This is a genomic window from Synechococcus sp. R55.2, from assembly GCF_047462075.1.
In the GTDB taxonomy this organism is placed as follows: Bacteria; Cyanobacteriota; Cyanobacteriia; order Thermostichales; family Thermostichaceae; genus Thermostichus.
Genome location: NZ_JANSIH010000046.1, coordinates 1 through 10745 on the forward strand (window position 1 = coordinate 1; position 10745 = coordinate 10745).

8 protein-coding genes and 1 pseudogene are annotated in these 10745 nt (G+C 57.7%); 6 read left to right on the forward strand and 3 right to left on the reverse strand.

Translation table 11 applies throughout. The features are described from left to right. The first annotated feature begins 145 nt into the window (after nucleotides 1–145). Nucleotides 146–1009, forward strand: coding sequence for a PD-(D/E)XK nuclease family protein (locus NW838_RS01785; protein WP_414427386.1), 864 nt, complete (start codon nucleotides 146–148; stop codon nucleotides 1007–1009). A 32-nt stretch (nucleotides 1010–1041) separates the two neighbouring features. On the opposite strand, the gene NW838_RS01790 is transcribed toward NW838_RS01785, so the two are convergent. Next, nucleotides 1042–2007 (reverse strand): acetamidase/formamidase family protein, encoded by a 966-nt coding sequence (locus tag NW838_RS01790; protein ID WP_414357635.1) that lies wholly within the window; start codon nucleotides 2005–2007, stop codon nucleotides 1042–1044. 271 nt (nucleotides 2008–2278) lie between these two features. On the opposite strand from NW838_RS01790, the gene NW838_RS01795 reads away from it, so the two are divergent. After that, nucleotides 2279–3409 carry an ABC transporter ATP-binding protein gene (locus NW838_RS01795; protein WP_238376942.1) on the forward strand — a complete coding sequence of 377 codons (1131 nt, stop codon included), beginning with the start codon at nucleotides 2279–2281 and terminating at the stop codon, nucleotides 3407–3409. Further along, on the forward strand, nucleotides 3403–4359 hold the full coding sequence (locus NW838_RS01800) for an ABC transporter permease (protein ID WP_414427387.1): 957 nt from the start codon (nucleotides 3403–3405) through the stop codon (nucleotides 4357–4359). Before NW838_RS01795 ends, NW838_RS01800 begins: the two co-directional genes overlap by 7 nt. On the opposite strand, the gene NW838_RS01805 is transcribed toward NW838_RS01800, so the two are convergent. Next, a complete protein-coding gene (locus tag NW838_RS01805) occupies nucleotides 4342–5361 on the reverse strand; it encodes a Rieske 2Fe-2S domain-containing protein (RefSeq protein WP_414357633.1) in 1020 nt (339 codons plus the stop codon). The genes NW838_RS01800 and NW838_RS01805 overlap by 18 nt on opposite strands. 203 nt (nucleotides 5362–5564) lie before the next feature. On the opposite strand from NW838_RS01805, the gene crtH reads away from it, so the two are divergent. The 3 genes from crtH to NW838_RS01820 all read left to right on the forward strand — a co-directional run bounded on the left by crtH (nucleotide 5565) and on the right by NW838_RS01820 (nucleotide 10313). Then, nucleotides 5565–7121 (forward strand): carotenoid isomerase, encoded by a 1557-nt coding sequence (gene crtH / locus NW838_RS01810; protein ID WP_414427388.1) that lies wholly within the window; start codon nucleotides 5565–5567, stop codon nucleotides 7119–7121. Between the two features lie 269 nt (nucleotides 7122–7390). Next, nucleotides 7391–9364 carry a tetratricopeptide repeat protein gene (locus tag NW838_RS01815; protein WP_414427389.1) on the forward strand — a complete coding sequence of 658 codons (1974 nt, stop codon included), beginning with the start codon at nucleotides 7391–7393 and terminating at the stop codon, nucleotides 9362–9364. A 226-nt stretch (nucleotides 9365–9590) separates the two neighbouring features. Beyond that, complete coding sequence (locus NW838_RS01820; protein ID WP_414427390.1) at nucleotides 9591–10313, forward strand: hypothetical protein; 723 nt, start codon at nucleotides 9591–9593, stop codon at nucleotides 10311–10313. On the opposite strand, the pseudogene NW838_RS01825 reads toward NW838_RS01820, so the two are convergent. Further along, nucleotides 10310–10745 (reverse strand): annotated as a pseudogene (locus NW838_RS01825) (serine/threonine protein kinase); the annotation flags it as partial. The gene NW838_RS01820 and the pseudogene NW838_RS01825 overlap by 4 nt on opposite strands.

The following is a 10745-nucleotide window of genomic DNA, read 5'->3' on the forward strand; positions in this document are numbered from 1 at the left end:
TATTATACATTATTTTCAGTATAGTTGAGCTTATTATTGACTAGAGTCATGCTCCTCCGCTGGGCGACCCCTGGTGGCGGTGGGGGTATCCTGAGAGCAGTGGAACTTAGCCCCCTCTTGCGAGCTCTTCCCCTTCGCGACAGCGGTGCGGAGCACTTTGTCTGGGATCCCTGCTGCCCCTTCTCTGGAGAGGTTGAGTCTTGAGCAGGTCAACCTCTCCGCCTCTTCGCTGGCCTTGCTGGACCATTGCCCCCGCCTGTTTCGCTATGTGTACCTGGAGCGGTTGATCTGGCCCGCTGCCAGTGTTTTTGAGCACGAGCTGGAGCAGAGGCGCGGACGGCAGTTTCACCGTTTGGTGGAGTGGCACAGCCGCGGGCGGCAGGTGGAGCCGCGTTTGTCCGGCCTGGATGAAGGGGTGCAGCAGTGGTGGCAGGTGTTCTTGGCCAGCTCCCATGCCCATCCCCAGGGACGGGTGTTGGCGGAGTTGCCCCTGTGGCAACGGATTGAGGGCTTTAAGCTGATAGCCCGTTTGGATCGGCTGGTGATTATCCCCGGATCCCTGCACATCCTGGACTGGAAAACTGAGCGTCAACGTCCTCGCGATGAACAGTTGGCCCAAGACTGGCAGGTGCGCCTTTACCCTCTGCTGCTCTGCGAGGTGGCCCAGCAGCTGCCCCTGGAAAGCCCTTTTGAGCCGGAGCAGGTGCAACTGACCTTTTGGTATGTGCAACATCCGCAGCAGCCCTTCCACCGGTATTACAGCGCCGCCGCCTATGAGCAAGACCTGGCCCACCTAAGAGCCACTCTGAACCACCTGCGGCAACTGGAGGCGCAAGACTTTCCCATGACCCCCCACACTGAGCGCTGCAACAGTTGTCTGTTTCGCTCCCGCTGCCATGGGCTGCTACCGGAAGGGATCCCCTCTCAAGACCTCACGGATTGGGTCTGGCCAATGCAGGAGCCCGCGACACCTGCGGATCCCATCGCCGATACTTATTGGGAGCAGTAAGGACTCCGCCCCGCTGACGCGATTAGATCCGATTAGATCAGGGTAGGGCGGGGCAGGATCTGTTTTGGCAGCAACCCATGCACACCTTTCATGGGGCTGTTCACCACCTGCGTGATGTGGAAGTGGACAGCAATGCTGCAAAGCACATAGGCTTCCTCTCGCCCAATGCCGACAAACCGATGCAGAAAATCGATCATCCGCCTTAGGGCAATCTCAAAGGCCGCATCCAGATCCTCGGCAAAGCCCATGGTAATGAAATCGGTCGGGGTTTCCGCCAGCGGTGCCTCGAGCGGCAGATCTTTGCGCAGGATCAACTGCAAAGTGCCATTCATGGAAGTTTCAATGGCCGTTACATCAACTTCTCCGTCCCCTTGAGCGGAGTGGCCATCCCCCACCGAAAAAAGGGCACCGGGCACAAAGACCGGCAAAAAAACTCGGGATCCCGCCTGCAATTGGCGGTTGTCGATGTTGCCACCATAGTTGCCGGGGGGGATAGAGCTGCGGCTGGTTTCCTCGGTCGCCACCCCCAAGATGCCAAAGAAGGGGCGAATGGGGACGCGGATGCCGCTGCCGGGAGGAAATTCCGCTACCCCCTGGTCTATATCTAGGTCGATGAAGCGCAGTCGCGGCTGATCAAATTCTCCGGGCAAAGCCCCCCATCCGGGACGGATGGCATTGAAACCGATGGGCAAGCGGGGGGTGATCGCTTGCAAGCGCACTTCCAGCACATCTCCAGGTTCAGCTCCCTCAACGTAGATCGGCCCGGTCAACAGATGGGGGCCCGGCCCCACTCGGCGCTCGGCAGGCAAGGTTTGGCAAATTTCGAGGAATTCGGGCGTGAAGAAACGGTCCGGCGCTTTGCCGTAGTGGGCGAACCCCGAGTAGGTTTCCACCTGCACCACATCGCCCGATTGCACATACAAGGCCGGGGGCAGTTGGGAAGAAAAGCCGCCCAAGTGGACGGTATGGGGAGTGGCTTTGAGGGTGTGAACGGGCACGGCCAGGGATCCCTTGCAAAAGACCCATTCAAAAGAAAAATCCCCTCCAATCCTGAATTAGACTGTTCCTCAAGCCGGTATCTCTGGCTACTGTTTGCCCAGGGGTGGCGTGGCGACAATGTTTCCCACATTTGCTATCTTGAAGGGCTGTGGGCAGGGATCCCCGTTTGCAGGGCTGAGCGTGGAACTGGTGCCCCTGGTGTGGAGGATAACTGCAATTTTCTCGGAGACTTGCATACTGGGTTCGATAGGTTTATCAGCGCTGTCAACTGTGATCGCGAGTGTCATCTCCAGTACTTCCACCGTCCGGGATCCCGACTGGGATGTAGAAGTGGCGGGCCTCTACAAGCGTTTTGGCGATTTTGTGGCTCTCAATGGCATTGAGCTGAACATCCGGCGGGGGGAGTTTTTCGGCCTGCTGGGCCCTTCCGGCTGCGGCAAGACCACCCTGCTGCGCATCCTGGCCGGCCTGGAGATGGCCGATGCTGGGGAAGTGGTGATTCGAGGTCGCCCGGTAGGCCACCTGCCCGCCCACAAGCGCAATGTCAACACCGTGTTCCAGAGCTATGCCCTTTTCCCTTTTATGACGGTGGAGGACAACATCGCCTTCGGCCTGCGCATGCGGGGTGTGCGGGGAGAAGCTCTGCGCAAGCGGGTAGCGGCTGCTATGGAATTGGTGGAGATTGCAGCTCTGGCCAAGCGGAAGCCCCATGAGCTGTCGGGGGGACAGCAGCAGCGGGTGGCCTTGGCTCGGGCTTTGGTGAACGAGCCGGAAGTGCTCTTGTTGGATGAGCCGCTGTCGGCGTTGGATGCCAAGTTGCGCAAGCAGCTTCAGGTGCAGTTGTGCGAGTTGCAGCGCCGCCTGGGCATGACCTTTATTTTCGTTACCCACGACCAAGAAGAGGCTTTGGTGACCAGCGACCGGGTGGCGGTGATGCGGGCGGGGCGCATTGAGCAAGTGGGCCTTATCGATGAGGTGTACGAGCGCCCGGCGACGGCCTTCGTAGCCGACTTTTTAGGGGCCAGCAACCTGATCGAGGGGATCGCCTGTGGGACGGACTGTGTGGATACGCCCTTGGGAAAGCTGAAGGTCTTGGGGATCCCGGCCAGCTCGGAACCGGTGCAATTGGCTATTCGCCCGGAAAAGATCCAGCTCTCTCGCAGCGGCTGGGATCTGCTGCCCAACCAGGTGCCGGTGCGGGTGGAAAACCTCATCTACACTGGGGCTGAGAACCAATACCTGTTGCGGACAAACCAAGGTCAGCAGCTCAAGGCCACGGCCCTCAACACCGATATTGAGGATGCAGGGTTTGAGATCGGCGCAGCGCTGGTGGCCCACCTACCCCCGAAAAGCCTAATCCGTTTGCGACCGGATCCCCGTCAGGAGGAGACTGGATGTTGAAGCTGCCATCTCCTGTGGGCAAGTGGATCCCTTCTTCTGGCCAAGCCCAGGTGCGGTTTGGGGAGCTGCTCACCCCTTGGCAGGAGCTGGGACGCAGCCTGATTTTTGCCGGGCCAGGGGTGCTGTGGGTGATGGTTTTTCTGGTGCTGCCGGGGCTGTTGCTGTTGGTGTACAGCTTTCTCAGCCGTGGGGAGTTCGGCCAGGTTCAACTGCCCCTGACCCTGGAGAACTATCTGCGCATTCTCGGCTTTGGCCCCCTAGGATGGACGCCCATCTACTGGCAGATCTTGGGCCGCAGCCTGCTGGTGGCGGGGGTAACCACCTTTTTTTGCGTGCTGCTGGCCTACCCATTGGCTTTCTTCATTGCCGCCCACCCACCCCGACAACGGGATCTGTTGCTCACCTTGGTGGTGGTGCCCTTTTGGACGAACCTGGTGATCCGCACCTATGCCTGGATGGTGGTGCTGGCCCCGGAAGGGTGGCCGGCTCGCTTGGCGGCCTGGCTGGGCTGGATCCCACCGCAAACGGCTCTGTATCCCAGTTGGCTGGCGGTTTATCTGGGCATGGTCTACACGTTTTTGCCCTACATGGTCTTGCCCCTGTACACGGCGGTGGAGCGCATCGATTGGCGGCTGGCGGAAGCGGCACGGGATCTCTATGCCAAGGGTTGGCAGGTCTTTTGGTGGGTGCTTCTGCCCCAGACCTTGCCTGGACTGGCGGCGGGCCTCATTCTGGTGGGGATCCCGGCTTTCGGCATGTTCGTAGTGCCGGATCTGTTGGGGGGCAGCAAAACGCTGTTGATCGGGAATGTGATTCAGTTGCAGTTTGGCTCCAGCCTGGACTATCCTTTCGGGGCGGCCCTCAGCTTTTTGGTCACCGGCCTCACCCTGGGGTTGATCTACGCCTACAGCCGCTACGCTGGCACCCGCAGCCTAGAACATCTGGTTTGAGGAGCTGCTGTGGGCTTTGAGCAGAGCCGCCAATTGCTTGCGCATCAGGATCCCGGGCTTATCGGTGAGCATGTGCTGTTCGCTACTGAGGGTGAGGGGCACGTCGGGATCCGTGGTCTCCAAAATGGCTTTGTCTTCCAAAGTTACAGCCCGGTCAAAGCGGATAACCTCGGCGGCTGGGGTATCGGCTTCGGTGTCGTTGCGCAAACAAAACTGCACCACTTGGGAGGCTCGGTCGTTGATGGGGGTGGGGATGTTGACGATGACATGGCTGCGGCCATTGGGGTAGCGGATGTGAAGGTGGTTGGTGAAGGGCAAATGCCAGGTTGAAGTGGTGGTGCGCTCGGTTTTGGCGGCAGCAATGCCCAGGTTGCGCTGTTGCAGCTCTGGGTTGGCTACACCGAGCACTGTGCGGGTGCGGATCCCGTAGTCCAGCTCCTCGACCTCGAAGTGGCTGGGTACCAAGTCTTCCATACTGCCAAAGGTGTTCTGGTGTACAAAGCTGATGTGGGCGGCATCGAACTCGTTCTCGCAGATGCGCAAACTGGCACATTCCCAGCGTTCGTAGAACTCGTGGATGAGCCGGTAACTGGGATCCTCAGCTTCTGGGATGACCGGGATCCCCCGTAGAGGCTGGGGATGCAAGCACACCCAAGCATAGCCATAGCGGGCCTGGCAGAGATAGGCGGGAATGCGGTAGCTCTCTGGGATGCGGGCCTGATCCGGCAGTTGCGGCACCTTGACACAGGCTCCCGTGCCATCAAACTCCCAGCCATGGTAGGGGCAGCGGATATGGTCATCACAGACGATTCCCTTGGACAATTGCGCCGACCGATGACAGCAGCGATCTGCGGCTGCCTGGGGCTGTCCGGCTTTGTCCAGCCAAAGGACGATCCTCTCTCCCAGCAGCTCGAAAGGTTGCGGGGATCCCTGCTCCAATAGGCTGAGGGGCATCACCGGGTACCAAAAGCGCCGAAAGACAGGATGCTGGGTCACCAACATGGCAAAACCATCTGTGTCGTGTGGCCGGATTCTGTATAGCAAATTCGTGAATTCGGTTCCGTAGCCCGCGCCACAATCTCTATTTGGGGATCTTGCAGATCTGGGCAAACTCATTCCCAGGGGAGCTCAACTCATGGGGAAACCCTAGAACCTCTGGTACGGTAAAGATACTGATCTTGCGTTTGAGTTTCCAGAGGGATCCCTTGACCTCAACTTTGCCTTCTCAGACCCTCTTGCAGGCTCTGTACACCCCTTCCCCTGCTTGGGATGCCATCGTCATCGGTGCTGGGATCGGGGGATTGGTCGCGGCCAGCCAGTTGGCTGCCAAAGGATACCGTGTGCTGGTGCTGGAAAAATACCTCATTCCAGGGGGCAGTGCCGGCTATTTTGAGCGTCCGGATCCCTTAGGCAACGGGATCTACCGCTTTGACGTGGGCGCTTCCATGATCTTTGGGTTGGGCACCCAGGGTACCACCAACTTGCTGACACGGGCTTTGGCAGCCGTGGGCCAATCCCTGGAGTCCATCCCCGATCCGGTGCAGATTGCCTACCACCTGCCCAAGGGGCTGAATCCCCGAGTACACCGGGATTACGAGCAGTTTTTGCAGGAGCTATCCGGCTACTTTCCCCGGGAAGCCGCCGGCATTCGCCGGTTCTACGACAGCCTGTGGCCCATCTTCAACAGCCTCAACGCCATGGAGCTGCTCTCGTTGGAGGAGTGGGGCTATCTATTTCGTTCTTTTGTGAGCAATCCCCTCGGCTGCCTGACCTTGGCGCGCTATTTGCCGGTGAATGTGGGCCAGGTGGCGCGGCGCTGTCTGCGGGATCCGGATTTGCTGCGCTTTGTGGACATGGAGTGCTACTGCTGGTCGGTGGTGCCGGCGGATCGCACGCCCATCATCAATGCCGGGATGGTGTTTTGTGACCGACACTACGGCGGTGTCAACTATCCCAAAGGGGGGGTGGGGCAGATCGCCCAAAAGTTGGCCCAGGGACTAGAGGCCCATGGCGGGCAGATCCGCTACAAAGCACCCGTGCGGCGGATCCTGGAAGAAAGAGGTCGGGCGGTGGGCGTAGAACTGGCCAGCGGGGAAAAGCTCTTTGCCCGCACAATCATCTCCAATGCCACCCGCTGGGACACCTTTGAGCGCCTATGGCCGGGATCCCTGCCCACGGCGGAGCGGCAGTGGCAAAAACGCTACCAACAATCCCCCAGCTTCTTGAGCTTGCACCTGGGGGTGCGGGCCGAGGCCCTGTCCGGCGAACGCTATTGTCACCACATTCTCCTGGAAGATTGGGATCAGATGGAGGCTGAGCAGGGCACCCTTTTTGTCTCCATCCCCACCCTGTTGGATCCCGACCTGGCTCCCCCGGGCCGCCACATTGTTCATGCCTTTACCCCCAGTTGGATATCCACCTGGCAAGGGTTAAGCCCAAGCCAGTACCAGACCCAGAAACAGCAAGCCGCCGACCGGCTTATCCGCCGCCTGGAGGCCCTTTGGCCTCAACTGGGATCCCACATTGAGCTCAGAGAGATAGGCACCCCCCGCACCCACCGCCGCTTCTTGAGCCGCAGCAACGGCACCTATGGGCCCATCCCCAGCCGGGATCCCTGGGGCTTGCTGGGCATGCCTTTCAATCGCACCGCCATCCCCAACCTATACTGCGTGGGGGATAGCACATTCCCCGGCCAAGGGCTCAATGCCGTTGCCTTCTCCGGCTTTGCCTGCGCCCACCGGGTGGCAGCGGATTTGAGTTAGGTTGCCCTTCTCCTCGCTTACCGGTTTGGAAAAGCGAGTTACAAGTCCTCGAAATGCCGACATAGACATCCAAACATCAACAACTCAGAAGCAACACAACGGGGGCATTCCCAATAGCAGTGAAAGTGAAACTGTTGTTCCGTTGATCCCCAACTCCCCTCTTCCTCTGGGAAAAGGGCTAATGGTGGAGCTTGGGGGATGTTTGTATCCACTTGAAATGACTATACTGGGCAGAGAAATCTGGGGAATTTCTAGCCACTTTGTAGCGGATGTCGGACTTGACACCTACAGACAAACTTCTGGCCGGGATCCGAGCTCAGCAGGCAGGAGATCTGCGGCAAGCAGAGGCCATTTACTCCGAAATCTTGGCGGATTTTCCTGAGCATGCAGATGCCCTTCACCTGTTGGGAACGGTAGCTCAAGCCAGAGGAGACTCGGAATTGGCAGCGGCTCTCATTGCAGAAGCCATTGAGCAACATCCCGAAGTGGCTCTGTATCACCACAATTTGGGTGTCGTCTATGAGTCTTTGGGTCAACTGGAGGAAGCGCTATCCTGTTATCAGCAAAGCCTGAAACTGAATCCACACGCTGCTGGATCTGCCTTTCAAGCTGGAAAAATCTTAGTTAACCTGCGACGTAGCGAAGAAGCCATTGCCCTACTCAATCCTCTACTGGAAAACTCGGATGAACAGACAGGGATCCCTTTGGCGCAGGTGCATCTGAATCTGGCCATCGCCTGTCGAGATCAAGGAGAACACGCTGTTGCGTTGGATCACCTGGAGAAAGCAATGGCTTTGGATCCCCAGTTAGAACAGGCTCGTTGGTTTTATCATCTGTATCTGCCAGCAGTCTATCGGAGCGAGGAAGAACTCAACTCCTTTCGTGCTCGCTTTGTTGAGCACCTGGATCGTCTTATTGAGGAAACTCCCCTAGAAACGGAGGAGCAACGTCGCAGAGCGCTGTGGGCGTCAGGACTGGGAACCAATCACTACCTACAGTACCAAGGCTACAACGACCTGGATTTGCAGAAAAAATATGCCCAGTTTGTTCAACGCATAGTCAACGCCTGTTATCCCGATTGGAGATATCTTCCTTGCCAATCCCAACCAGGGGATCCCCTCCGAGTTGGGTTTGCCTCAGCTTCCATGCGAGCTTGCTCTTACAGTCGCTTATCTCTGGGTTGGGTTAAGTACCTGAACGCCAATTGGGCTGATGGACAGGCTAACTCGGAGCGAAAGTTTCAAGTCTTCGCCTATCACCTGGATCCCAGAACCGACTTCATGACAGACCGGTATCGTCAATACGCCGATGTGTTTAGGCACATTCCCAGCAGCCTCGAGGATGCAGCCCAACAAATCCTACAGGATCAGTTGGATATTTTGGTGTATTTGGAGATCGGCCTTTCGCCTCTCATTCTGCAACTGGCTTCCCTGCGACTGGCACCGATACAGTGCTCCACTTGGGCTCATCCTGTAACTTCTGGGCTTTCTACGATTGACTATTTCCTTTCCAGCGATTTAATGGAGCCGGAGAATGCTCAGGAACACTACAGTGAAACCTTGATCCGGCTACCTCATTTGGGTACTTGCTTTGAAAAGCCGGTTTTGCCGCAGCAAAAGCGCTATCGTGAGGATTTCGGCCTGCGTGAAGATGCAGTGGTTTACCTAACTTGTCAATACTTGGGTAAATATCTGCCCCAATACGACTATCTTTTTGCCGCTATTGCCCAACGAGTGCCCAACGCTCAGTTTGTCTTCTTGGCTCTGCCCAATGCTGCCATTGCTCGACAATTTCAGCAACGGCTCACCCGGGCTTTTTCCCTGTACGGTCTCAATGCAGAAGACCACTGTCTGGTTCTGCCTGGATTGGATCATCAAGACTACTTGGATCTCAACCGCTGTGCCGATCTCATGTTGGATTCCTATGGCTGGTCAGGTGGGATCACCACCCTAGAAGCTGTTGCAGTTGGATTGCCGGTGATCACTTGCCCTGGAAAGCTGACGCGGGGCCGGCATACCCATGCCATCCTCAAAAGAATGGGCCTGGACAGTTTAATTGCCTCGGATTTGAGATGCTATGAGGATTTGGCCGTAAAACTGGGATCCGATCCTGAGTTTCGCCACCATATGACTGAAGAGGTTCGGCAGCGACGCGACCTACTCTTTGAAGATCGAGAATGTGTGGCAGCCCTAGCTCATTTCTTTCTCACCCTCACCAAGAAGCCCGACGCTGGTCGTGATTAGCCCACCGCGAAAAAGGGTTTTGCTCTGGATCCCTTCCTGAGGACAAGATGGGCTCAATAGTTCCACTACACTCTGGAAGCTCCTTTCTCGATGCCAGCAGTGAAACAGCTCCCCCAGGCCGGTGCAAACCCAAACGTGTGAAAAGCCTGTCAGTGATCTGCATTTTGCCGCGAATTGCTCAAATCATCGTAATCTAGAGGAACATTGATGATCCGAAGGAGTGCTTATGCCAGGGCCAGCATCGAATGCTTCTAGAACTCCGCAGGGATCCCTGCAGAGGGTTTTCTTGGGCCTTTTGGCCTCGGCTGCGGTTTTGGCAGGTTGTGGAGGAGGTGGAGGGAGCACACTACCGCCTCTGGTGAATGTCTGTGAACAAGCCTTCAGCCCAGACTTTTTCGCTTCGATTGGCCTCCGCCGACAGGGGGATAGGCGCAGTGGAACCTTGGGGCCGAATAGCCTTTTGGAGTTTTATTTCGATGCCGCCGGCAATATTCTGGATGCTCGCACAACTCCGCCGCCTCCCGGCACGTTTACCTTCTATTCAGATGCGTTTCTTTACTTCCCCTCTGCAGCCAACGTTACCGGGGTTACAATCCGGCTGACCAGCCCGGTTTTCGACCCGCTATTGGTCATCGGCAGCTTTGACAGCAACCGGAGATTGGATCCTGACGTTTTTGTAAATGATGATGCTGCCCCTGGCAACTTTACCACCTCTCAGCTAACCATCCCCGTGCGGCAAAACCGCTGCTACTTGCTCCAGGTGCAAAGCTACTGGGCGCAAAATGCCTCTCCAGCCGCTGGGCCGGGCAGCCCTGGGCGAGGCCCTTACACCATCGAAGTTGTGAGCGAAAGCTTTGCTGCTCCTCCTCCACCGCCTCAACGGCAACAGAAACCGGAGGATGGAGAAAACGGCGGTGGCGGTGATCGGGGAGGAGGCGTAGGTATTTAGCTCTGCCGTGTGAGCCTAATGGCGAAGCTGGCGCTACCACAGGTAGCCGTTCCTCGAATCGAGCGCCCGTCAGCGCTGACAGTGCCGCTCCAAGTGATGGTTGGGGTGCCACTACCCGCTGCCTTACCGCTGACAGAAAGTTGGCTGCCGATGAGCTGGCCGCTGCGTTCGGAAAAGCTGGGGGAGGAAACGCTGATCTGGTTGCCCTCCTGACGAATGGAGACGGTTTCCTGGACGCCAGCCGCAACATTGACCTTGCACAGGGATCCCTGCCAGATAAAAGATCCTCCCTCGTAAAGCCACTCGCCGCTGAGGGCCAGCTCTGCCGCAGGTGTTGGCGTTGCTGGGGCAGGTGTGGCAGTGGGAGTGGGGGATGGAGTCGGGGTGGGGGTAGGAGTACGAGGGACAAGCGGGGTGAATCGAGGGATAGGG